This is a genomic window from Verrucomicrobiia bacterium, assembly GCA_019634635.1.
In the GTDB taxonomy this organism is placed as follows: Bacteria; Verrucomicrobiota; Verrucomicrobiia; order Limisphaerales; family UBA9464; genus UBA9464.
Genome location: JAHCBB010000003.1, coordinates 199,256 through 224,251 on the forward strand (window position 1 = coordinate 199,256; position 24,996 = coordinate 224,251).

Genomic DNA, 24,996 nt, shown 5'->3' on the forward strand with positions numbered 1-24,996 from the left:
ACTCCACACGCACAGGCCGTCCGCGCCTCCTGCGCGGACGGAGAATTACGGACCCGCGGCAGCGGGTCCCCACCCACCGGCCCTGAAACCGGCGACCGCCTACTGGCGCACGCGGTAGAATCGGGTGTCCGTGGTAAGTGCAGGCGTGTACGGGGACGTCGCCGCGGGCACGTCCTGATACCCGCCCCCAAGCGATTCGGACTCCTGGAGCGTCCCACCGGTGTAGGTGATGGTGACGACCCCGCCGTCCTGACCGATCTGGAGCGTGATTGGCAGCTGCCCCGACACGCCCGCATTGTAGTGCGCGAGCACCTGCGCGGCGGTCAGCGCCCGGTCGTAGATCGCCACTTCATCCACCGTGCCAGTGAAGTAGTGCTCCCAGCCGCTGCCGGTGGATCCAATCGCCCAGTTGGCGTCAGGAACCGCCACCGCCCCGGTCGTAGACGGTTCGGAGGCGACCAAAACGCCGTTGCGATACAGGTTCCACGAGGTCCCGTCATAGGTGCCGGCCAGATAGATCCAGTCCGCACTGCCGAGATCGCCCCCCGGAACCGGAAAGGTGACGCCCTGAGCGGTGGCACCATCCGAGGAACCCACGGCATAGGCACCTTCGGCATTGATCCGCAGGTACACCTCGGCGCCGAGGCCATTGGTCCCATGGGAGATGATGTTGGCCAGCTCCCCCTGGATGGCACCGGGCTTCACCCAGGATTCGAGGGTGATGGCACCGGCAATGTCGAGACCCGGGGGGTTGTTGAGGTTGATCCAACCCTTGGTGCCATCCAGCGGTACGGCGGCATTGGTGTCGCTGAAGCCCATTTCGGCGGGCGGGCGGGGCCCGGCCACATCATTGGTGGTCACCACCAGGCTGCCGTCCGCGCCCGAGCCCAACGTGCCGTGGTTGGCCGCGGGGAACAACGCCGGGTCGCTGAGGCGAAGGTAGGTGGCCGGCATGCTGCGCTGCGTGCCGGTGCCGTCATAGGCGGCCATCAGCACCTGGCTGGCGTAGGCCGGCGAGGCCAGCGCATTGGTGCCGGCCTGGTAATGCGAAAGGATCTGCTCCGGAGTCAGAAGGTAATTGTTGTAGAACGCCACCTCGTCCACGTCGCCCTCGAACGGATTGTCGCCGAGTCCGGAGGCGGCGTTGTAGGCGCCGACGGCAAAATCGGACGGGAGGGTGCCATCCTCGGTGGGATCCGTGTTCGCCTTGTACATGGCCAACTCATTGGAGGCTGCGAATTCGCCGTTGACGTATGCCGTCAGCGTGCCGAACCAGCTGCCGTCGCCAAAACCGGTGTCCTCCGTCGGGGTCCAGGTGATCACAAGCTGTTGCCATTCACCCAGGGTGAAGGGCACCCCGGTGACGACGTTCTGACCGCCGCCACCGGAGCCGGTGAACATGCGGAAATTCCAGCCCACACCGTCCCCGCCTGCGGATTCCTCGTCCGGAGCCCGCTGGAAGATCACCCAGCCGGTGCGGTTCCCCGAGCTCACATAGCGGTTGGCGATCGGTGCGGCACCCGGGTTCTGCCGCGCCGACGTCGGCCGCAACCAGGCCTCGAGCGTGAAGGGAATGCCGGCGTCGGGATTGTTGTCCGGGGTGAAGGGAATGGTGGTCACCGCGCTGCCATTGCGGTGATGAAAGCCGTAGGCGGTGTCCCCACCCGGGGCCGCGAGGGCGCTGGGCACCGGGCGGACCACCTCGACCGACGGCACCCCTTCCCCGGCCTTGCGAAGATTGCCCAGGTTGAGCGTGACCGGGGGGCCGTCGGACAACTGATCCAGCCTCAGGTACACCACCGGGGCGTCCGCTTGGACCAGGGCCGGATAGGGAACGACGCGGGCGGCGTTCGTTCCATTCTGGTAGTGGGCGAGGATCTGCTCCGGGGTCAGGAGCCTCGCATACATCGCAAACTCATCCACGGCGCCGAAATACGGATTCCCTCCGGGGCTGGTGTTGTTGTAGGCGCCAAGGGCCAGCCCGGCCGGGCCGTTGGGCGCCTCGTCCGACGGGTGGTCGTCGGTGTTGGCGACATAGCCCGGTCCCTCGCCGGTCCACACGTTGGTCGCCGCGGCAACGCCGTTGACGAACATGGTCAGAGACTGGCTGCCGTCATCGTCCGGGTTGTACACCACCACCAAATGGGTCCAGACGCCGATCTCGAAGGGCACATTGCTGGTGACATCGAGTCCCGAACTGCCGCCCTCGCCGCGATACATCCGGAAGTTCCAGCCCACGCCCTCGAATCCGGGCGCTCCGGCGTAGCTGTCATCGCGCGCACGCTGGAAAATCACCCAGCCCTGGCGATTCACGCCCGGATACGAATAGCGGTTCATCACCGGTGCCTGGCCCGCATTGATCTGGTCGGAGGCCGGGTAGAGCCACGCCTCCATGGTGAACGGTTCGGTGTTTGGCGGATTGATCGCGGCATTCCACGGGATTTCCGCCCAGGAGGCGCCGTCAAAGAACTGGGACAGGTCGCCGGTGCCGGCGATCGCGCCCGGAAACGGCCGCGCACCCGTGTTTGCGGCATCGCCCGGGGCGCCCAGGGACCCGGAGTTGGTCAGGACATTTCCACGAACCAGGGAATCGTTGAGACGGTAATAGGCCAGCGGGTTGTCCCCAAGGACCGCGGCCGGATAATCCTGGGCCCGAAGCGCACCGGAGAGGGCAAGCGCCGTCAGAAGCAGGCGCGGGAGGCGGTACTTGGAGGAACGACCGACGACGGACGCCGGCGGGAGGGAAGAAGGACGAGTCATCATGGGAGAATTGGAGCCGCAGACGGGTCGGGCCACACCATGGCCAAAGCTTCCCTGCGGGGCCCCGTGACCCCGCAATGAAGGCCGGTGCCTGGGGGAACAGGAGTGCCGTGTCCTCCCAAACCACAGGGGCCCAGCGGGCTTGAACCAACTGCGTGTTGATGACGAGAGTCCATGCCGGCCTGCGGCAGTCAATGCCGTTTCAGTGACGTTCCCATGGCATGGAGTTGTGGGATGCGGCCTTGAAGAAACGGGTTTCCGGGGACGTCGGGCTGGGACACCGTGCTGCACATCATGAAACGATTTGTCTCCGCGATTCTCCTGCTGACTTCGGCGCTGACCGCGTGTGCCGACAAGCAGATCCTCCTGGTCGCCGGGTCCCCCAGCCATGGCAAGGGCGAACACGAGTTCCGGGCGGGTGCCCTGCTGTTGGCCGAGGCGCTGAACCGGGTTCCCGGATTTCAGGCAACCGTCGCCAGCAACGGATGGCCGGCGGATCCGTCTTTGCTGGAGCGCGCGGACGCCGTGCTCCTCTATGCCGATGGCGGCAACGGACACCCGGCGATCCGCCCCGAGCGGCTCCGGCAACTGGACGCGCTCGCCGCCCGGGGCGTCGGGATTGGCGCGGCCCATTACGGCGTCGAGGTTCCCAAGGGCGAGCCCGGCGAGGCGATGCTGCGGTGGACCGGCGGTTACTTTGAAACCTTCTGGAGCGTGAATCCCCACTGGGTGGCGCGGTTTACCTCCCTGCCCGACCACCCCGTCACCCGGGGCGTCACGCCGTTCGAAATCAACGACGAATGGTATTTCCACATGCGGTTTGTTCCCGAGATGAAGGGGGTGACGCCGATCCTGAGCGCCGTGGCGCCACCCGAGACGATGCAGCGGGGCGACGGCCCGCACTCCGGCAATCCCGCCGTCCGAGAATCGGTGCGACGGGGGGATTCGCAGGTGCTCATGTGGGCCTACGAGAGGCCCGGCGGCGGCCGCGGATTCGGATTCACCGGCGGCCATTTCCACCGGAACTGGGCCGACCCCAATTTCCGCAAGGTCGTGCTCAACGGCCTGGTCTGGATCGCTGGAGCCGAAGTGCCTGCCGCGGGCGTCGAGTCCCGCCTGACACCGGATGCCCTCGCCCGGAACCTGGATCCCAAATAGCCGAAGCCACCCCCCGGACCCTTTCACGTCTGCGAGAATGCGCCGATTCGTCGTTTGACCACCGGGCGGCCCGCCCATTTCAATCCCCGCATCGCCATGAATCCGATCCAATCCTCAGCGCTTGCAGCCGCCGCGGCGGCCCTTCTGCTTCCGGTGCAGTCCGAAGAGTCCCGCGCCGGGCGCGGGCCCGCCCTTGAGCAGCTCGAGAAGATGACGGTGGCCGACGGGTTGGCCGTGAACCTCTTCGCCTCCGAGCCATGGGTGGTGAATCCCGCGAACCTCGATGTGGATGCCCGCGGCCGCGTTTGGGTCACCGAAGGGGCCAACTACCGTTCCAGCTTCCAAAAGTGGGGTGTCCTCAGGCCCGGGGGCGACCGGATCCAGATTCTCGAGGACACCGACGGCGACGGGGTGGCGGATACCGCGAAGACCTTCTACCAGGACCCCAGCATCAATACCGCCCTGGGCATCTGCGTGCTCGGAAACCGCGTGTTCGTCTCAGCGTCGCCCTACCTGTTCATCCTGACCGACACCGACGGCGATGACGTCGCCGACCGCCGGGAGCTGCTGTTCACCACCAATCCCAAGTCGGCGGATCACGACCATGCCGCCCACGCCTTTGTGTTTGGCCCCGACGGCAAGCTCTATTTCAACTTCGGCAATACCGGCGGATTTCTGCGCCACCCCCCCGCCGGCATGCGGGAGCTGCCGCTCCACGGGACGCCGGATCCCGAGGCGCTGGCGACGGGGGACCTTGTGAAGGATACCGCGGGCCGCGCCGTGACCGACCAGGGCAGGCCGTTCCGGCAGGGCATGGCCTTTCGCTGCAACGAAGACGGGTCCAATCTCGAGGTTCTCGGGCACAACTTCCGAAACAACTATGAGACGGCGGTGGACTCCTTCGGGACCGTCTGGCAGTCGGACAACGACGATGACGGCAACCAGGGCGTGCGCATCAACTACGTGATGGAGGGCGGCAACTTCGGGTATGTGGACGAGTTGACCGGTGCCGGTTGGGGCAAGAAGCGCACCAACTGGGAGCCGGAGATTCCCCGGCGGCACTGGCACCTGAACGACCCGGGAGTGGTCCCGAACCTTCTGTTAACCGGGGCGGGCTCGCCGACCGGGATCACGATTTACGAGGGGCATTTGCTTCCCGCCGTGTTCCGCGGGCAGATGATCCACTGCGACGCCGGCCCCCGCGTGGTCCGCGCCTATCCGGTCACGCCGCAGGGCGCCGGGTACACCGCGACGATCACCAACATCCTGACCAGCACGGATGACTGGTACCGTCCGAGCGATGTTGCCGTCGGCCCCGAGGGCGCGCTGTACATCGCCGACTGGAACGACGCCGGAGTCGGCGGTCACTACATGGCGGACCAGAAGCTGGAATCCATGACCGGGCGGATCTACCGGGTGGCGCCTCCGGGTACGGCCGTGCGGGTGCGTCCTCCCGATCTTTCCACGCCGCGGGCCGCGGTGGCCGCGCTGGCTTCCCCCAACAACGCCACCCGTTACCTGGCGTGGAAGGCGCTCGATGGCCATTTGAGCAGGGATCCGGAGGCGGTGCGGGTGCTGGATGCCGTATGGCAGGGGAGCGATCCCCGTCAGCGGGCGCGGGCGCTGGCCCTTTTGTCCCGCGTTCCCGGCCGTGGAGACGCGTTCCTCGCGGCCGCGATCCGGGATGCCGACCCCGACATTCGCATCGCGGCCCTCCGGCTGGCCCGTCAGCGCGACGGCAACATCCTGCCGCTGGTGGACGCCTTGGTGAAGGACCCAAGCCCGGCGGTCCGCCGCGAAGCGGCCCTGGCGTTGCGCCATCAGCGGTCCCCGGAGGCCGCCGCATTGTGGGCCGCCCTGGCGCTGCAGCATGAGGGTGGCGACCGCTGGTACCTCGAGGCGCTCGGCATCGGGGCGGAAGGCCAATGGGACGCCTTTCTGGATGCCTGGCTGGGCATGGCCGGGGACTCGTGGAACACACCGGGCGGACGGGACGTGATCTGGAGATCCCGCGCCAGGCGCACCCCGGAACTCCTCGTCAAAATCGTCGGCGACCCGGCGACGCCCCCAGCGGACCACCCGCGGTATCTTCGCGCATTTGATTTTCTCACCGGTCCCGAAAAGGACGCAGCACTGGTGCAGATCCTCGCGTTCGCCGAGCCGGAGAATTGAGCCGCAGCTCCCCCGCCACATCATCGCCCCCCCGGGTGGCAGGACCCCGGAGCGGTCGTGGGTTGGGCTGACGCGCCTCGGGAACGTTCGGCTCGATCCCGGCAGCGATGCGACCCGACGGTGGGCCTTCTACCCTCAGCGCTACCATGACCTGGGATTCCGCGTGGTCGGTGAGAACCTCGTGGAGCGGAACAGCTTCCGGGGAGCCTGCTACAGGGGGCGAACTGGAAGTGCGTGGGCTCGACCCGCGGCCTCCACCTCTTGATGCCCAGCTCGGGTGAAAAGAACGCGGATCTCTATTCCCCCTCGCCGGCCAGGGGCCAGGGCCCGTTGGTCCGCTCCCACAGCCAGACGTAATCGGGGTTGCCCGCGCTGCTGGGCGACGCGGCCCAAAACTGCTCCCAACTGCTTACCCGCGGCGCCGTCCGGGGATCCTTCCACCGACGCAGCTCTGCGTGCCCATCGGCGAAACTCAGGCTGCCCACCCCGCCGTGCCGGCCCGCCACACGGCGGATCCAACTGCTTTGCGGTCCGCCAAACCAGTCCATCGCAAAGAGTCCACTGGTAATGGTGGCCTCATGTTCGTCAATCAGCACCCAGATCTGCGCGGGCGAAAACCGGCCGAAGTCGGTGTATCGCACAAAGGCGCTGGGGGCGAAGGTCCACTGGAAGCTCTCCATGTCATTCGGATCTCCCGTGAATCCGACGCCACTTCCTCCGCCGATGAACTGGTTCATCGAATAGCTGCGAACCCGCCGCGGACCGCGCCTCCCGAACACATTGGTCGTGCTCCGGTCTCCCGGACAATGGAACACGTCGGGCGCTTTGACGTAAGGGCCGATGTGCCCGGGTCCGGGGGCCACCAGCAGCGCACGGTTGGTTCGGGTCATGGCGTAATCGCCGAAGGCGCTCATGTTGCCGTCCACCCAACGAGGCGCCCTGGGCAGCGAGGCGTTCATTTCCGAGGGCGCCAGCCAGTCGTTGTGATCACCGGCGTACAACATCCAGCCGAGCTGAAGCTGCTTCAGGTTGTTCAGGCAGCCCACCGCGTGAGCCCGATCGCGTGCACGCCCCAGAGTCGGCAGCAACAGCCCGGCCAAAACCGCGATAATGGCCACGACCACCAGCAGCTCGATCAGTGTGAATCCCACCCGGGACCCGCTGTGGCCGATCCGCCAACTCCCGTCTGTCCGCCGTGACTGCCCTCCATTCACGGCCGCCTCAACCGGAAGAACCGGCCCTTCTCCGTGGCCGATACGTCGGCGTAGCCGCCGCCGCTCTCCACCGGTTCCCAGACGACCGGCGGTGTGAGGTTCGGGGTGCTTTCGAGCACCCAGGAGACCAGTGCTGGCGGCCAGGTCAACCGCAGGGTCTCCCCATCGGGCAACCACTCAGGTTGAATGGGAACCTCGGGCGGCAGTCCTGCCCGGATGGGCGCACCGGGAACCGGATTCCAGTCGGAGGAATCCAGGGTGAACAGCGTCGGGAGCCGGGTATCCGGCCGAACAAACTTCAGCCACCCATGACACATCCCGCCTTCCGTCGGAAACCGCAGGCCAACGTACGCCGTGAGTCGATCACCCGGGCTATCCACCGGACTACCCTCCACATAGAGCCATTCCAAGAAGCGATTCTGACTGGAAACATAGCTAACAAGCCGGGCAGTCGTATTCAATGGAGGTGAACCATTCGCAGGAGAGTTCACCGAAACAAGCGCACCTTCAGTAAAGTAGAGATCTTCAGATGACATTCGAAGGGCAGCCACACCAAATTGAGCTACAACGCCAGTACCGACCCCAAACTGAAGATCCATACCCTCGCCAGATACACTGACAGATGCTCGGTATCTAGCCTCAATGACCCCGTCTTCATTGAAGTCAATGTCGTTGAAATTAGTCGAAACCATAAGCGGCTGTGCAGACAAGGCAAAACCACACGCAAACAATTCGACAAGAAGTATCTTGATCATAAACTACATTAAATTAGTTTTTCATCAGTTCGTCGGATCAAAAGAAACGCTCTCGGGGTGCTGGAGCTACCTTTTGTTCCATTGCCAACAATGCTTCCCTCCTCGTTGATCGCGACTGCTTCCTGAAGATTCCATCCTACGGGCGGTGGATTGCCCAAACCATGGACGACATGCTTATCATTTAGATTGAGCCATCGTGCCGTGGCGCCCATTTTTAATACCGCTCGCTTGCTGGCCGAGGTTCCAGACCAACCCACAACCATCTGACTGCTGTTGACTCCAAATGCAATACTTTGGGGATCAGGAGACTCGCTCACAGGATCTTTCCATCTCCCCAAAGCCACCGCCGGTGACAGCTGACCACTCGTAGGTCCAGACTCTGACCGTGGCAACCAAAATGTGCCTTCAATAACCCCAAGTCCCACTTGGTGACCAACGGCGTACAACATCCAGCCGAGCTGAAGCTGCTTTAGGTTGTTGAGGCAGCCCACCGCGAGAGCCCGATCGCGTGCACGCCCCAGAGTTGGCAGCAACAGTCCGGCCAGAACTGCGATGATGGCCACGACCACCAGCAGCTCGATCAGTGTGAATCCCACCCGGGACCCGCTGTGGCCGATCCGCCAACTCCCGTCTGTCCGCCGTGACTGCCCCATATTCACGGTCGCCTCAACCGAAAGAACCGGCCCTGCTCCGTGGCCGATACGTCGGCGTAGCCGCCGCCGCTCTCCACCGGTTCCCAGACGACCGGCGGTGTAAAGTTAGGGGTACTTTCGAGCACCCAGGAGACCAGTGCTGGCGGCCAGGTGAACCGCAGGGTCTCCCCATCGGGCAGCCACTCCGACTGAATCGGAATCTCGGGCGGCAGCCCTGCCCGGATCGGCGCGCCAGGAATCGGATTCCAGTCGGAGGAATCCAGGATGAACAGCGTCGGAAGTTGGGTATCCGGCCGAACAAACTTCAGCCACCCATGGCACATCCCGCCTTCCGTCGGAAACCTCAGCCCAACGTACACCGACAGGCGGCTTCCAAGGTGGTCCACCTCAGATAACGGCACGTAGAGCCACTCCAGGAACTGACTCCAATACGCAAGGTAGAGCGTCAGCGCTACAGTGGTCACCAATGGAGGAGCGCCATTCGCAGGCGAGTCCGTGGAAACCGGACTGCCCTCGTCAAAGTAGAGCGCCTCCGGTGACATCCGCAGGGCAATCGATCCAAACTGAGACACGACCCAGGACACCACTCTTACCTGCACATTACTCCCCTCACCGGAAACACTAACACTTGCTCGATACTTCGCGTCAACCGCTCCATTCCCATCGAAGTCAATGTCGTTAAAGTTTGTGGAGACCATCAGAGGCTCTGCACATAGAGTGATCAGGCTCGCAAACATTCCCATGAGTTGCCGTGTAATCATAAAACATCTCAACTCAGCCTTTTTCCACCCCATTTCCTATGGGATGGCTGTGACCGAAATTCGGGCGAAAGTGGCAGCGGAGGATCCGTCGCCGCAAGAGAGCTTGGAATCCATTTTAAGTGGCGGGTAGGTTCGAGGTTTAGCTGGGCTGAGAGTCCAAAACCACCTACAATTGTCAACGGAATTCGCTCCAGGAACGCGTCAACGGAATTCTCCGTGCATCCCGAAGTTGTTGGTGTTTGATCTGAAGGACCAGCATTCCGCCTCGCAGAAGCAGGGATGGAATCCACGGAAGTGATCCAAGGTCGGCTTGGTGTCTGGGCCGGAGGTGGAAGCGTTGCCAGGGTGGATTGGGTCCAACCCCGGGTGGAGCCGCAAGCGCCTCGCGCGTGAAGTGTGCCAGCGATGGGATTGGCGGGATGTCAAGGGGCCGGTTGAAGGATTTCGCTGCACGAAGTCTTCTGATCAACCTCCAGGCCCGGGGACACCTCGAGTTGCCGGCGCTCCAGACCCAGAAGCGTCCTGCGCCCCGCCACAGCATCGCCCCCCCCGGGTGGCAGGACCCCGGAGCGGTCGTGGGTTGGGCTGACGCGCCTCGGGAACGTTCGGCTCGATCCCGGCAGCGATGCGACCCGACGGTGGGCCTTCTACCCTCAGCGCTACCATGACCTGGGATTCCGCGTGGTCGGTGAGAACCTCGTGGAGCGGAACAGCTTCCGGGGAGCCTGCTACAGGGGGCGAACTGGAAGTGCGTGGGCTCGACCCTCGGTCGCGGCCGACAGGACCGCGAACACCGCCTCGAAGTTCCCGTGAAGGACCTGTACCTCTACCGCTTGACCCAACAGGGGAGGCCGGCGTGAACCCGTTGCGTGAACTGGAGCAGGGGGCGATTGAGGACGCTCGCCAGTGGGGACGAGTCGAACGGGAGAGGCGACTGCAGGCGGCGGCGGATGCCTGCGCTGCGGTGTCGCCCTCAAAAACAACGACGATCACCTCCTCTGGAACTGACATCCACCCACAGCTTCGGGATGCACCGGCGCACCATCCCGGCTGTCGAATTCCCGTGACCGGCCCCGCCTGTTTGCGAATCTCGGGCCGAATGCGGTTGGACGTTGAGACCACGGATGCGGACGCCGTCCGGCGGCGGATCGCCCAGGATTACTTGTGGCAGTTTCCCGCCGGAGACCCGGACTTTGTGACGCGGTTGTTCCCGCAGGTCGTGGACTGCTTCGCCGGGAGGCATCCCGACTACCAGGCGATTGATGCCCGGTACCACGATCTGGAACATACGCTCCAAGGGGCGCTCTGCTTCTCCACGCTGATCCGGAGGCGCGCCGAGGTCCGCGCCCTGCCGGCCCTCCGGGAGGAGACCTTCCAGCTGGGGCTTCTGGCCATCCTGCTCCATGACACCGGTTATCTGAAGCGCCGCGACGACACCACAGGCACCGGGGCGAAATACACCGCGATCCATGTCAACCGATCCTGTGACTTCGCGGAACGGTTCCTGGAGGCGCGGAGCTTCACCTTGCGGCAGATCCAGTCGGTGCAGAGCATGATCCGGTGCACCGGACTTGGCGCGAACGTCAGCGCGCTGCAGTTCCAGGGCGAAGAGGAGCGGATCGCCGGCTACGCCCTTGGAACCGCCGATCTGCTCGGCCAGATGGCGGCCGCCGACTATCCCGAGAAATTGCCCATCCTGTTTGCCGAGTTTGCCGAATCCGCCGCATACAACGCCGGCCGGGGTGGCGGCGGCATGACGTTCGAATCCGCGGACGACCTCATCCGCAAGACCCCGGGATTCTGGACCCATTACGTCCTGCCGAAGATTGAGCAGGACTTCCTCGGGCTGTACCGGTTCCTCGAAAACCCGGTGACCGGACGCAATGAATATCTGGATCTCATCGAGGCCAATTTCGCGAGGATTCGCAGAACCGTGGCGGCCATGACGGCCTGACCCGGCCGCGACGAGGGTCTCAACCGCCCGAAGACGGCGTGGAACCGGGTGCGCTGCTCAACGCGGAGAAGTGGCCGTTTTGGCAGCGGGTTTGTCCGCAGCGGCCAACAGGGTTTCGAAGTGGGGTTCCTGCTCCTCCCGGGCCACCACGCTCACCTCGATGTCCACAAAACCGGCCGCCTCGATCCAACGATGAAGGTCCGCCTCGGCAAACCCCGGCCAGCGATCCCCGTACAGCTCGGCCGCCCGGGCGAATGCGTGCCGGACCAGATCCAGCACGAGCAGGCGTCCTCCCGGCTTGAGGATGCGAAACGCGGCGCGCAAGGCCTGGGGGGGGTCCTCCGCATGGTGCAACGCCTGGCTGAGCACCACCACATCCACGCTTTCAGGACTGATGGGCGGGGCTTGAAGGTCCCCGAGGCGAAACTCCAGGTTCCTGAGTCCGTTCTTCCGCGCTTTGAGGGCGCCAAAGCCCACCATTTTTTCGGAGTTGTCCACGGCAATCACCCGATGGCACCGCCGCGCGAGCAGCTCTGAAAGCAGCCCCTCCCCGGAACCGAGGTCCGCCACGGTGATGGGCGGGAGCATGCGAAGGAGCAGGTGTCCGAAGGCCTGCCACGACCGGCCGGGCCCGTAGCTGCGGTCAAAGCGGCCGGCCACCTGGTTGAAGTACACCTGCGACTGATCCTCCCGTCGCGCGAGGATTCGACGCAGATTGACGCGGTCCCCCTCGTGCTCCGGCAGCTCCGCGGCGCCGCGAATGGCGAGGCGGCCGAACTCCGTCACCTCCGCGCCCGCCTGCGAATTCAGCCGGTAGAAGGTTCGTTTGCCCTCCCGCCGCGACGCGAGCAGACCCGTCTCGCTGAGAAGCCCGACGTGGGTCGAAATTCTGGACTGCCCAAGACGGGTGATTTCCTGGAGTTCGTTGACCGAGAGTTCCTCCCGCTCCAGGAGCGCAATGATGCGCAGGCGGGTGGGATCCGCCAGGGCGCGGAGGGATTTGAGGATGGGGACCTTCACGTGTGAGCAGGGGACCCGGCGTCGCGGTCCGCAGCGTGGGCGACGGCGGTCCCGCCTGCAATCCCGCGGCAGGGAGGGAAAGCGGCCCACGGGTCCCCAACCTCAGATCCAGCGGGCGAAGTTGGCCACGAACCAGGTCAGCAGCAACGCCACCCCCAGCCCGGCAAGGGCCGCCGCGCCAAGGGCAGCCCATCCGCTGAGCGGCAATCGCAGCGGCGAGGAGGTCCGGCCGGCCTCCTTCTCCCCGTAAAGCCGGCGGGCCATCCCCAACGTGATGCCGGCGATGGCCAGGAGGAGGGGGATGGTGATGCGGCCGTTCAATCGTTCCCAAACGTAGTCCTCCAGGGACAGCCCCGCCCGAAGCCCGGTCAACGACCCCAGCGCGCCCCAGACCCACGCCGTATAGGCGACCGCGCGTGTCGTGGCCAGGGATGCCACCGAGAAACCGACCGCGAGCGCCGCGAGCGGCAGGGCCAGCACCACCCAGTAAAGGAATTCCGGACGCCTCAACTCGACGACGGCGATGCCGGTGGAGACGAAGAAGCTCAGCACCAGGTCGGTCAGGTTGTTCTGCAACGTGAGCACGTTGAGGGCCGTCAGAATCCCCAGGCAGCCCACGGCAACGAGCAGTCGCGCGTCGAATCGCTGCCTTCGCGTCGCCGGCTGGGAGAAGGTGAATTCCTCACATCCGCCCATGACGTCACTGCCTCCGAAGGCCGGTCCGCCAACCACCCCGAAGAGGCCCCCCAACGCCAGGATCCATGAGGGGTGTGCCACGACCGGCAGAAACCAGACGGCCGCCAACCACAAAAGGCTGACCGCAAGGATCAGACGGCTATGCGCAAACCATTCCCCCCAGAGCAGTCCGCCCCAGCAACGGAGGGTTCGCCGCAGCGGCAGGGTGCGGTCCCGGAGCTCCGGTGGGGCGGGCGTCGGGGCCTCCACCAGATGCAGCCGGGACTTGGTTGCTGAAACCATGGAGCCTCCGGATCAACGGGACTGCCCGGGGACCACGTCCGTGTAGAATTCCCAGGGATAATCGGTTCCCGGCGGACCATCGGCGGTGGCTCCGGGACGGAACACCTTGCGTTTCAAGACGGCCCCGTCGTCCGTCCCGCGAAACATCTCCCCCTCATACTGCAGGTACGGCTTGAAACCCTGCCAGATCGGGGCCGGCGGCACCCGCACACCATGCAATTGGCAGACCACCAGGCCGAAGTCGCGTCCGGTGCCCACCAAACGCTGCCACGCCGGACGCCGCCATCCGAGCGGATGCAGATAGGAGAACGGCTCCGTCTCCTTGATCTCGGCCATCTCGGCCGACCAGGACCCCGACTCCGGCTCCCGGAGGTCGGTCTGGGTCCAAGGCTCCTGGGAGGCGTTGGCTTGGTTCCCCCAGTAGGTGTTGGTTGCGCGGAGCCGGTCGGCGGCGCCCCGGAGGGCGGGGTCGGAGGGGCACAGGAAGTTGGCCGGCTGGATGCCGGAAGGCAGTGCCGTCATGACCCGGGTGAAGGATCGCGGACGCTTTCCGGGATCCCCCTCAAACTCATGAACGGCCCGGGCCACAAGCCGCAGGTTGTCCATGCAGACCATCTGCTGGCGCCGCACCCGGGCATTGGCGAATAGCGCCAGTCCCAGGGTCAGCAACACCGCAAGCAGCGACAGCAGGGACAGCAGCTCCACCAACGTGAAGCCATCCGGGCCGGACCCGCAGTCCGGACGCAGTCTGGGATGCGGAACGTTCACCTCGCGCCTCAAGCGCCGTCAAAGTAGCGGGCGTTGTCGGCATCCGCGAGCGCCTGCGCAAGCTTCCGGCAAAGCCCCTCGACCTGCGGATCCTCAATCATGCTGAAGTGGTCGCCAGGCACCGACTCCAGCACCAGCCCGCCGCCGGCAAGGTCGCGCCAGCCCAGGTCGGCGGGCCCCCAGGCATGCTCCGCCTTGAAGATCGTAATGCGTCCCGGGTATGGGCGCGGCCGGAATGCGGTGACCGCCTGGTCGTAGGTGTCGTTGATATAGAAGGTGCGAAGTTTTGGCGGGACCAGACGCCCCCGCCGCAGGAACCACCGGACCAGCCATCGCTTCACCGGTTTCCACAGCGGCTGATAAAAACGCCACTCCAGCTTCATCGCCTCCTGATGCAGCCCGGGCGCGTAGGTGTCCATCATGGCGAGCAGCGGCACCGAGTCGCCCATCGCAATCAACTGGTGGGCCATCTCGAATGCGGCAACCCCTCCGAAGGAATAGCCGCACAGGAGGTAGGGGCCGTTGGGGCAGGCCTCCTTTAACTGGCGCACGTAGGAGGTCGCAATGGTTTCCACGGTGCGCAGGCGGATCTCATCGCCCTCCTGCCCCTGGTGCATGAAGGCGTAGAAGGGCCGGGTCGGACCGAGGTGGCGCGGGATGAAATAGCTTGCCTCGTTCCCGTGGACACAAAACAGGGGCAGTCCGGCACCGTCCGGCTGGAGCAGGGAGAGGTTCGGCCATTTGGGGCGCGGCGCATTCTGCCGGAGCACTCCGGCCAGCCGGGCAATCGTGGGAGCCTCGAAGAGTGTCGCCAGCGGCAGGGCGCGGCCAAACTGCTGGTCCACCTGGGACAGCAACTGGATCGCCGTCATCGAGTGGCCGCCCAGGTCGAAGAAGTCGTCGTGAATGCCGATCCGCTGGCGCCCCAGCAGCCGGGACCACAGCGTGGCCAGACCCCGTTCCACCTCGTCCCGGGGTTCCTCATGGCGCGCGGGCCCGGGGCCCATGTGGGATCCCGGGGCCGGCAACGCGGCGCGGTCCACCTTGCCGTTGGGCGTCAGCGGTAGTGCGGCGATCACCACGAATGCCGTGGGCACCATGTGGGACGGCAGCCGCTCCCGCAGGTGGGAGCGCACCGTCGCGATCAATCGCTCGCGGGCCTCCGGATCCTCATGGTCACGGGACGCCGCAGGGACCAGATAGCCGACCAGCCTCCGCTCCCCGGCGTCCTGGCGTACCTCCACCAACCGCTCCCGGAGCCCGCCAAGTTCATCCAGCGCCGCCTCGATCTCCCCAAGCTCCACCCGGATCCCGCGCTCTTTGATCTGCCGGTCCACCCGGCCGATGAACTCCAGGGTGCCATCAGCCTGCCAGCGGACCAGGTCGCCCGTGCGATACATCACGGCGCCGGGCCGCCCGCAGAAGGGATCCGGAACAAAGCGCTCCCGCGTCAGCGCCTCCCGTTTCCAATAACCGAGGGCCACCCCGTCCCCCCCGGTGCAGAGCTCCCCCTTGCGTCCGATCGGAACCATCCGCAGTTCCGAATCCAGGACGTAAACCAGGGAGTTGTGGATCGGCCGGCCAATGGATACCGAGGCGCCCGGAGGCACCTCTTCATTCAGAATGTGGCAGGTGGTGAAGGTGGTGTTTTCCGTCGGCCCGTACCCGTTGATCAAGACCCCGGGACCCAGAACCTTGAAGGCCTTGCGGACATGTGGCGGGCTGAGGACGTCTCCGCCCGCCAGGATGTGCCGCAGGCCGCGGAGATCCTCCAGGTGCCGGTCCACCATGAGACTGAACAATCCGGTGGTGAACCAGACGGTGGTCACCTGGTGCCGCTGGATGGTGTCGGCGATCTCCTGGAGGGTCGGCTTTGGCTGGGGCTGGAGAACGAGCCGCCCGCCATTGAGCAGCGCGCCCCAGATTTCCAGGGTGGAGAGGTCAAACGACAGGTTGGAGATCTGGAGAAAGGTGAGGTCGGGGCCGAACGGCAGGAAGTTTTGCGACCGGACCAGCCGGACAATGGCGCGATGGGGCACCACCACCCCTTTGGGGGTGCCGGTGCTGCCCGAGGTGTACATGATGTAGGCCGGGGCATCGGCGCGGACGACCGGCATCGGTGGATCCGGATCCACGGGCGCGGCCTCCGGGACCTCGGGCACCACCACGCGAGCCTGGGTCACCGGCAGGCGGTTCCTCAGGTGCTCCTGGGTGAGCAGCACCGACACCTGGGAATCCTCCATCATGAACTGAAGCCGCTTCTGGGGATACGTCGGGTCGAACGGCACATAGCACCCGCCGCACCTGAGAATCGCCAGGATGGAGACGATCAGCCCGAAACTCCGTTCCTGACACAGCCCGACAGGATCCCCGGGCCGGACCCCAAGGGCCACCAGCCGGGCGCTCAATATCCGCACCCGCTCCTGAAGGGTCCGGTAGTCCATGCGCTCGTCCGCCAGTTCCACGGCCACGCGACCGCCGAATTGCGAGACGACTTCGTCAAAAAGGTCCCCCAGCGGGACATCCCGGGGATAGGGAGGCTCCTCGCCAAACCAGGATGCCGGAGGCATCTGCGGCGCCCCGGACAGGGTCCCGTCACCCACCAACTCCTCGAGGGTGGCCTCAGGTGCCCGGTGAATCCGTTCGATCAGGCGCATCAGCTCCTGCATCCAGGACCGGATGGTATCCTCATCGAACAGATCGGTCTTGTAGGTCCACTCCAGCATCAGCCGACTGCTGTTGCCGGTGGCATTGAGATACAGGTCGAAATTCTCAAACCGGCGGGGGTTGCTGATCAACCGGTGGGAGAGGTGTCCGAACCGGACGCCGTCGTCCATGTTCGTATCCATGTTGAACAAAACGGGCACCAACGGGACGCGGCCGGGCTCCCGGGGCACCCGCAGGCGCCGGACCAGCGTCCCAAACGTGTACCGCTGGTGGTCGTAGGCATCGAGCACGGCCCGCCGCCGTTCCTCGAGATGCTGCAGAAATGTCCGGTCCGGATCCACGGAGCTCCGGAGGGCCAGCAGATTCACACAATGACCCACCAGGTGCTTCATCTCCAGGTCCGCCTGTCCGGCCGCCGGCAGGCCGACCACCAGATCGTGCGATCCTGTGAGCTTGTACAACAGCACCTCATAGGCGGTGAGGAGGATGGTGACGAAGCTGGCACCCGCCCGCACCGCGGTCTCCCGAAGTCCCTTCACCAGTTCAGGCGGCAGCTCAATGTCCAGTCGGTGTGCGCGAAAGGAATGGTGTCGGGGTCGCGGACGGTCCGTCGGCAGCTCCATCCGCGGCAGCGGCCCCTCGAAGCGGTCCAGCCAGAACCGCTCCACCTTTTCCTGTTCGGGACTGGCGGCGAACTGCATGACGGCGGAGGCATAGTCGCTGAAGGGCACGGCAGGCGGCAGCTCCGGCACCCCGCCGTCCACGATCGCCGTGTACAAGACGCTGAGCTCCGCCATCAGAATTCCGAAACTCCATCCATCGCAAACCACGTGGTGCGCCGTCAGGCGCAGCCAGTGGAAATCCGGTGCCAGCCGGATGAGCCGGACGCGCAGCAGCGGACCCGTCCGCAGATCGAAGGGCGTGGTCATGTCCGAATCCGCGATGGCTGCCAGCTCCCGCTCGCGTCCGGCCTCATTCAATCCCGAGAGATCCACAAACGCCGGCTCCACGACCCTGCCGCGCGCCACAATCATCTGGAGGTCATTGGCGCTGAGCGTGGCCCGCAGGGATTCATGACGCTCGACCAGCAGCCGGACCGCCTGCTCCAGGGCGGGACGCTGCAGCGGACCCCTGAGTTCAAGGGTCAGGCTTTCATTGTAGGCGCACGACGCCTCGACCCCCAATTCCGAGGCGGCCAGCACCTCCCGCTGGGCCTCCGTCGTGGGGATCGTGCAGTCAATTTCCGGGCCGGCGAACGGATCAAAATCCACCGGGCGCTCGTTGGGGTCAGGTTGCAGTTCCATTCAGGCTTGGTGGTGGGCCACCCTCATGGACCCGGTGGACGCGACTCCCGTCGGCCTCGATTCCCGTGGGGAATTCCGGCCGCCCAAGAGCAGCTATGGAGGAAGATTTCAGGTGAAAGGCTCCGTCCACCGGGCGTGGTGATGCCATGAGGAACCGCCGCGCCGCCGATGAGTGCGGTATCGTTTCCAGACCCGATCGGGAACGTCAATCCCCGTTGGGACTGACCATCAGGTACTTGCCGGATCGCCGGGGATCAGGAATGAACCAGGCCGGATCGCCCCGCGGCGTCCGCCCCAGACGCGCGCCGGGCACCGGAGGCTGGTCGGCCCGGAGGACCTGTCCGATCGGGACCTCCGGAACCGGCTGTAGGTCCGGTGGAGCCGCCGCCGTGGCCCCGGCGCCCCCCAGAGTGCGGTCCACCGGCTCCAGGACCAATGCCCGCTCCGGGAGAAACCCGGCGGCCTTGAGCTCCCGCACCGTGTCCTCCATGCAGGCGATGACGCGGTCCATGTCGGCCGCGGTGTGCGCCGTGGTCATGAAGCACGGAAATCCGTCCCAGATGTGGATGCCCTTCTCCCGCATCGCGACAAAGAACAGCTCAACGTACGGCACCGAGTCGTCATACTTCACCTTCCAGCAGCTGCCAAAGTTCACCAGGCAGTACGGGGCCTTCTCCCGACGGAAGATGGCATTGGCCCGCGTCCGGAGATCCTCGGTCATCGCGCTGAGCTGCCCGCAGAGCTCGGGATGTCTCTTGAGATGCCGCAGGGAGGCCCGGGCCGCGGCAAGGGCCAACGGATGCCGGACAAAGGTGCCCGCGAAATACGTGACCGGTGACTCGGGCACGCTGTCGTCGCCGAACTGCCATGGGCCGCCATCCAGGGTGTCCATCCAGCGCGCGGCACCACACAAAGCTCCGATGGGCATGCCGCCGCCAATGACCTTGCCGTAGGTGGCGATGTCGGCGCGGATGCCGAACAGGGACTGGACGCCGCCGGGGTGCATGCGGAATCCCGTGATGACCTCGTCGAAGATCAGCGCGGTCCCATGCTCGCGGGTGGCCGTCCGCACCTCGCGGAGGAAGTCCACCGGACGCCACTCCAGCCGGCGGCTCTGGACAGGTTCACAAAGCACCGCAGCGGCCTCGGCGCATCGCTCCCGGATGATGCGCAGCGACTCCGGCGTGCCGTAGTCGAGAACGAGCAGGTTGTGCACGGCTTCGGGCGGAATCCCCGGAGCGGCCGGGTAACTCCGACCGCTCCGGCTCCCGCGCACGATCACCTCGTCATTGATGCCGTGGTAGCTGCCGCTGAACGCAATCACCAGATTCCGTCCCGTGGCCGTGCGCGCCATGCGGAGCGCCCCCAGCACCGCCTCCGAACCGGTGTTGCAGAGGGCGGCCCGCTCATGGCCCGTCAGCTCGCACAACAGGGCGGTGACCTCCCCCGCGATGGGGTGCATCGGGCCGATTTCCACCCCGGTGTCCAACTGACGGTGGCAGGCGTCACGGATGAAGTCCGGCATGTAACCGAACAGCGAGCTGCCAAAGCCGCTGAGAACATCAATGTAGCGGTTGCCATCCAGGTCCCAAAGCGTGCTGCCTTCGCTACGTTCGACCACCGGCTGGTAGATGAGTTCCTTCAGCTGCGGCTTGAAGCCTGTGACCACCCGTGGATCGGCCATGTGACGCCGGTGGGCCCCGGTAAACGCCTTGCTCTTCGCCGTCCGTGCGTTGTAGCGCCGCGCGAAATCGTCAAGCCATGCCCGCTGCGCGGGTTTCAGGTCGTCCGCCCGCTCCCGGACAATCTTCGCCTGCGCGCCGAAGGCGCGCCGGAGTTCAGGGGCATCGTCCAATGCCGCCGAAGCCGGGGCCTCGGACTTGGAGGCCTTCGCCGGGGCCCTCTCATCCCGGCGGCTCTCCTGCGACAACAGGAAATCGGCGAGCCGCTCGAGCGTGGCATACTCCTCGTTCAGTTGACGGAAGGTGACCTTGACGCGGAACGAACGCGTCAGGGTCGTCGCGATCTGGGTCAGAAACAGGGAGTCGAGTCCGAGTTCCAGAAACGTAGCGCCCGGCGGGGCGGTGGCGAGGTCGAGCCCGCTGGAGGTTTCGAGGAGCTCCCGGATCCTGGCCATCATTGCGTCCCGCGGAGACCTGCCGGCCGGGGCCCCTCCCGCGACCGCCCCGGCCAAAGCCGGGCCAGCGCCCACATCCGACGCCACTCCGGTCACCGGCGCTTCTGCCGGCTGGACCTGGACCGGATCCACCCAGTGCCGGATCCGCTCAAACGCGTAGGTCGGCAGCGAGATCCGCCGGCGCCGCTGATGCTCGTGGAACCGCCTCCAGTCCACTTCGATGCCGGACTGCCAGACCGCGCCCACGGCATGGAGGAGGGCGGCAAACTCGGTGCCGTCACCCGACCGGTCGCCCAGGGACGCCACCGCGACCTGACGGCGCGGGTCCGCACTTTGCTGACGGGCCAGGGTCGTCGCCGTGGCCCGGGGGCCAACCTCCAGCATCAACCGGTCCCCGTCGCTCCAGGCAAACCGAACAGCCGGGCCAAACCGGACCGGCAACCGCAAATGACGGCTCCAGTACTCCGGGGAGGTCGCCTCGGCGTCCTTCAACCAGGCGGCGGTCACGGTGCTGACGATCGGAATGCGCGGCGGTCGCAGGGAAATCCGCTCCACCGCCCGTCGAAACGGCTCGACCACGGCATCCATCATCGGGCTGTGAAAGGCATGTGAAGTCACCAGGCGTCGGCGGGCGACCCCATCCTGCCCCAACGACGTCTCCAGCGCCGCGATCGCCTCCGCTGGCCCGCTGGCCACACACAGCTGGGGACCGTTGACCGCAGCAAGGTCACAATCCGCCGGGAGTCGTCGCCGCAGCTCGTCCTCGGAAAGCCGGACACTCAACATGCAGCCCGGGGGCTGCGCCTGCATCAGGCGTCCGCGGGCGACCACCATCGTCACTGCATCCTCCAGCGACATCACGCCGGCAAGGTGGCAGGCACTGATCTCGCCGATGCTGTGTCCCAGCATGGCCGATGGGACCACCCCCCAATGCATCCAGAGCCGGGCAAGGCTCACATGGATCGTGAACAGCGCCGACTGGGTGAAGAGGGTCTGCCGCAGGGTCTCGGCAGCGGCCTCCTCGCGGCCGGTCTCCGGGAACAGGACGTCTTTGAGGTTCTCGCCCAGCGCCTCGGAAAACAGCGCACAACACCGGTCCAGTTCCCTTGCAAACACGGGCTCCCGCGCATGCAGGTCACGTCCCATGCCCACATACTGCGAGCCCTGGCCCGGGAACAGGAACACCACCCCCGGTGCCACCTCCTTCAGCTCCCGGGTGGAGATCCGCGCCGGATCCCGTCCGGAAAGGGCCTCCTGGACGTCATCCATTGCGCCGCCAACCACAACGCGTCGGTGGGCGAAGTGCCTGCGCCCGGTCTGCAGCGTGAAGGCGACGTCCGCCAGCGGGGCATCCGGACGCGCCGCCAGCCAGTCACGAAACCGCGTCGTGAAGGCCTCCAGCGATGCCGGGCTGCGGGCACTGAGCAGCAACAGATGGCGATCCCGGGAGGGACCCGGCTCGGGCGCGGGAGGCGGTTCCCTGAGGACCACATGGGCGTTCGTGCCCCCGACACCGAAGGACGACACGCCGGCATGCCGCGGCCGCGTCGAGCGCGGCCACGGAACGTTGGTCGCCGCCACCCGGAACGGGCTGGCATCCCAGTTCATCGCCGGATTGGGCCGTTCAAATCCCAGACTGGCGGGAATCACCCCCTCGCGGAGCGCCCATGCCGCCTTGATCAGGCCCGCCACCCCGGCCGCCGCAGTGAGATGTCCCAGATTGCTTTTGATCGAACCCAGCCAGCAATGGGGAGGAGCCCCCGAGGGCGGTCGGCCCTGGCGGAAGGCCAGCGTCAGCGCCTCAACCTCGATGGGATCCCCCAGAGGAGTCGCCGTGCCGTGGGCCTCCACGTACGTGACGTCGTCCGGTGAAACCCCGGCATCGGCATGGGCCATCGCAATCACCTCCGCCTGGCCCCGGATCCCCGGCGCCGTAAAACTCCCCTTGTCTCCCCCATCGTTGTTCACGGCCGCCCCCGCGATCACGGCGATCACCGGGTCTCCGTCGCGCTGCGCCTCCTCCAACCGCTTCAGCACCACCACTGCGGCCCCGTCACTGAAGCAGGTGCCCTGACCCCGCGCATCGAAGGGTCGTGTCAGGCCGTCCGGACTGAACATGGCCCCGTCCTGATGCAGGCCACCGCTGCGGATCGGGGCGGTGATCGCCACGCCGCCGGCCACCGCGAGGTCGCAGGCACCGTCCCGAAGGGCGCGCACCGCCTCCACCACCGCCACCAGGGACGTGCTGCACGCCGTGTGGATGCTCAGAGCCGGCCCGCGCAGGTCGAATTCGAAGGCGAGCCGGGTCGCGGCATAATCCTTCTCATTGGCGGTCATCACCTGGAACTCGCCCACCGCCTCGACCCGATCCGGGTGCCCCGCCACGTGTCGGGTGTAATAGGTGTTGTTGCCCACCCCAACGTAAACCCCGATCAGCCCGTCGAACCGGGATGGGTTGCAGCCGGCATCCTCAAGGGCCCCCCACGCCGTCTCCAACAGGACCCGCTGCTGCGGATCCATCAGGGCCGCAACGCGCGGGTTCACCCCGAAAAACGCCGCGTCAAACTTGTCCGCATCCGCAATAACGCCCCGGGCCGGCACGTAGTCCGGATGCCGCCGAACTGCCTCCGGAATGGAGGGATCCAGTTCGTCCGGGGCCCATCGGGTGATGCTGTTGCGGTTCGCCACCAGATTCTCCCAAAGTTGCTCCACGGACTCCGCACCCGGGAAACGACCGCTCACGCCGACGATGGCGATGTCCGCCCGTGGCCCCGAAGGCCTGCGGGCCTGGCGCGCCCGAGCCATCTCCGCAGGCTCGAAGGCGCCCACGGCCCGTTCCAGAAAGGCCGCGCACGCCCGCACGGTCGGGTGCTGGTAGTGCTTCACGATGGGCAGGCGCAGCCCCCGCTCCTCCAGCAGGGCGACGCACTGGATGCTCAGAAGGGAATCGCCGCCGAGGTCAAAAAAATTGTCGTCGAGGCCCACCCGATCGAGTCCGAGCCGCTCGGACCACACTTCAGCCAGCGCCCGCTCCACCGCCGTCCGCGGCGCCGCATAGGGCACCTCGAGTTCCGGACGTCGGGCATCGGGCGCCGGCAGGGCCATCCGGTGGATCTTGCCGCTCGCCGTCTGCGGCAACGACTCCAGGGTGACAAAGGTGGATGGCACCATCGGCTCCGGCAGCCGGGAGGCGAGATGCCGCCGCAGTTCATGCGGCGCCGGCGACTTCCCGGGACACGGGACCACGTAGGCCACGAGGCGTCGAACGCCGGGGCGGTCCTCACGCACTGCCGCCACCGCCTGGGCGACGGCGGGATGCGACTGGAGGGCGACCTCCACCTCGCCCAACTCGATCCGATACCCGCGGACTTTCACCTGTTCGTCCAGGCGCCCGCGAAACTCCAGGACACCATCCGCACGCTCCACGACCCGGTCCCCGGTGCGATACATCCGGCTCCCGGGTGCCTGGGGGTCCTCCACAAACCGTTCCCCGGTGAGTTCGGGACGGTGGAGATACCCGGCGGCGACACAGGCGCCGGCGAGGCACAGCTCCCCCTCGGTGCCGGGGGGCACCGGCTGCAGCCGTTCGTCCAGCACCCGCAGGGCGACGCCGTCGATGGCCCGGCCGATCGGCGGGCTCAGGGGCCACGATGCGGGATCACCGGAGAGCTCGAATTCGCTCACCACGTGACCTTCGGTCGGACCGTACTGGTTGCAGAACCGGCAGCCGGGAATCTTCTGAAACAGGGCGGCGATGGCCGGCGTGATGCGCAGCGGCTCACCGCTGGTGAAAACCTCCTTCAACGCCTCCGGTGCCGTCCCCGTGCGCTCCACGGCCTCGGCCAGATACTGCAGGGCGACGAACGGAAGGATGAGACGGTGGACGCGCTGCTCCCGGATCCGCCCCAGCAGACGGCTGGCCTGCAGGCGATCGGTGTCGGAGATCAGGACCAGCGTGCCCCGCTGGGCGAGCGTGGTGGCGATTTCCTGGAAACTGACGTCGAACCCGACCGGTGCGAATTGCAGGGTCCGGTCGCCCTCGCCCAGGACGGAGGTTCGGCACTGCCAGCGGACCAGGTTCACCAGGGCCCGGTGCGGCATTGCCACGCCCTTGGGGCGTCCCGTACTGCCACTGGTAAACAGGACATAGGCAAGATCCTCCGGCCCTGCCGGGCACCCGCCGGACATCCCGGGACCGCGCGTCAGATCGAGATCGTCAAGGATCAGGATGCCCCCGGCAGGCTCCGGGAACAGGCTCCGGTGGGCGCGCTCGGTGAGAATCACCCGGGGGCGGCTGTCCTCCATCATTGCCGCCCGGCGTCCGGCGGGAAGGGCCGGATCCAAAGGCACATACGCAGCGCCGCACTTCAAGATCCCGAGCACCCCAACGATGAGCCCCGGGGAGCGATCCAGACACAACCCAACCGTGGTTCCCGGGCCGGCACCCCGCGACGCCAGCGCGCCGGCCAGGCGGTCATAGCGATCCTTCAGCTCTCCATAGCTGACCCGGGCTCCGTCCTGCTCCACGGCCGGCTTCCCACGATGGGCCTCCATCCCCGGTTCGATCAGGTCCAGGAGATTGCGCGGAGCGGCGGAAAAACGATTCATGTCAGACGTTTGCCGGGATCAACCCTCTCCGGAGATAGGACACCGGACCGCCCGCTCTGGCAATGCGGGCAGACGGTCGGGCGGACC

General features: G+C 66.2%; 14 protein-coding genes. 4 read left to right on the forward strand and 10 right to left on the reverse strand.

Going from position 1 to position 24,996, the window contains the following annotated elements; genetic code table 11:
• Positions 1–99: 99 nt before the first annotated feature.
• Positions 100–2,763, reverse strand: a complete 2,664-nt coding sequence (locus KF791_03365; protein ID MBX3731614.1) for a LamG domain-containing protein — start codon at positions 2,761–2,763, stop codon at positions 100–102.
• A 291-nt stretch (positions 2,764–3,054) separates the two neighbouring features.
• Between KF791_03365 and KF791_03370 the strand changes: the two genes are divergently transcribed.
• Positions 3,055–3,918: a ThuA domain-containing protein gene (locus KF791_03370; GenBank protein ID MBX3731615.1), complete on the forward strand. Its 864-nt coding sequence runs from the start codon at positions 3,055–3,057 to the stop codon at positions 3,916–3,918.
• A gap of 96 nt (positions 3,919–4,014) precedes the next feature.
• On the forward strand, positions 4,015–6,090 hold the full coding sequence (locus KF791_03375) for a PQQ-dependent sugar dehydrogenase (protein ID MBX3731616.1): 2,076 nt from the start codon (positions 4,015–4,017) through the stop codon (positions 6,088–6,090).
• A 296-nt stretch (positions 6,091–6,386) separates the two neighbouring features.
• Here KF791_03375 and KF791_03380 read toward each other — a convergent pair whose 3' ends face one another.
• Genes KF791_03380 through KF791_03395 form a run of 4 tightly spaced genes read right to left on the reverse strand, consistent with a single transcriptional unit; the run spans position 6,387 to position 9,284 of the window.
• A complete protein-coding gene (locus KF791_03380; protein ID MBX3731617.1) occupies positions 6,387–7,241 on the reverse strand; it encodes a type II secretion system protein in 855 nt (284 codons plus the stop codon).
• Between the two features lie 59 nt (positions 7,242–7,300).
• Positions 7,301–8,059 (reverse strand): hypothetical protein, encoded by a 759-nt coding sequence (locus tag KF791_03385; GenBank protein ID MBX3731618.1) that lies wholly within the window; start codon positions 8,057–8,059, stop codon positions 7,301–7,303.
• An 8-nt stretch (positions 8,060–8,067) separates the two neighbouring features.
• A complete protein-coding gene (locus KF791_03390; GenBank protein ID MBX3731619.1) occupies positions 8,068–8,712 on the reverse strand; it encodes a type II secretion system protein in 645 nt (214 codons plus the stop codon).
• Positions 8,713–8,714: 2 nt separating this feature from the next.
• Positions 8,715–9,284: a hypothetical protein gene (locus KF791_03395; GenBank protein ID MBX3731620.1), complete on the reverse strand. Its 570-nt coding sequence runs from the start codon at positions 9,282–9,284 to the stop codon at positions 8,715–8,717.
• A gap of 914 nt (positions 9,285–10,198) precedes the next feature.
• Here KF791_03395 and KF791_03400 point away from each other — a divergent pair.
• Positions 10,199–10,333, forward strand: coding sequence for a hypothetical protein (locus KF791_03400; GenBank protein MBX3731621.1), 135 nt, complete (start codon positions 10,199–10,201; stop codon positions 10,331–10,333).
• Positions 10,334–10,572: 239 nt separating this feature from the next.
• Positions 10,573–11,427 (forward strand): hypothetical protein, encoded by an 855-nt coding sequence (locus KF791_03405; protein ID MBX3731622.1) that lies wholly within the window; start codon positions 10,573–10,575, stop codon positions 11,425–11,427.
• 57 nt (positions 11,428–11,484) lie between these two features.
• On the opposite strand, the gene KF791_03410 is transcribed toward KF791_03405, so the two are convergent.
• The 5 genes from KF791_03410 to KF791_03430 form a co-directional block, all read right to left on the reverse strand.
• The gene (locus KF791_03410; GenBank protein MBX3731623.1) at positions 11,485–12,447 is read right to left on the reverse strand and encodes a metalloregulator ArsR/SmtB family transcription factor; all 963 of its coding nucleotides are present in this window, start codon (positions 12,445–12,447) and stop codon (positions 11,485–11,487) included.
• Between the two features lie 102 nt (positions 12,448–12,549).
• Positions 12,550–13,425 (reverse strand): hypothetical protein, encoded by an 876-nt coding sequence (locus tag KF791_03415; protein MBX3731624.1) that lies wholly within the window; start codon positions 13,423–13,425, stop codon positions 12,550–12,552.
• Positions 13,426–13,437: 12 nt separating this feature from the next.
• The gene (locus KF791_03420; GenBank protein ID MBX3731625.1) at positions 13,438–14,193 is read right to left on the reverse strand and encodes a hypothetical protein; all 756 of its coding nucleotides are present in this window, start codon (positions 14,191–14,193) and stop codon (positions 13,438–13,440) included.
• Between the two features lie 8 nt (positions 14,194–14,201).
• Positions 14,202–18,164 (reverse strand): amino acid adenylation domain-containing protein, encoded by a 3,963-nt coding sequence (locus KF791_03425; protein MBX3731626.1) that lies wholly within the window; start codon positions 18,162–18,164, stop codon positions 14,202–14,204.
• Positions 18,165–18,369: 205 nt separating this feature from the next.
• The gene (locus KF791_03430) at positions 18,370–24,909 is read right to left on the reverse strand and encodes an amino acid adenylation domain-containing protein (protein MBX3731627.1); all 6,540 of its coding nucleotides are present in this window, start codon (positions 24,907–24,909) and stop codon (positions 18,370–18,372) included.
• Between the last annotated feature and the right edge of the window lie 87 nt (positions 24,910–24,996).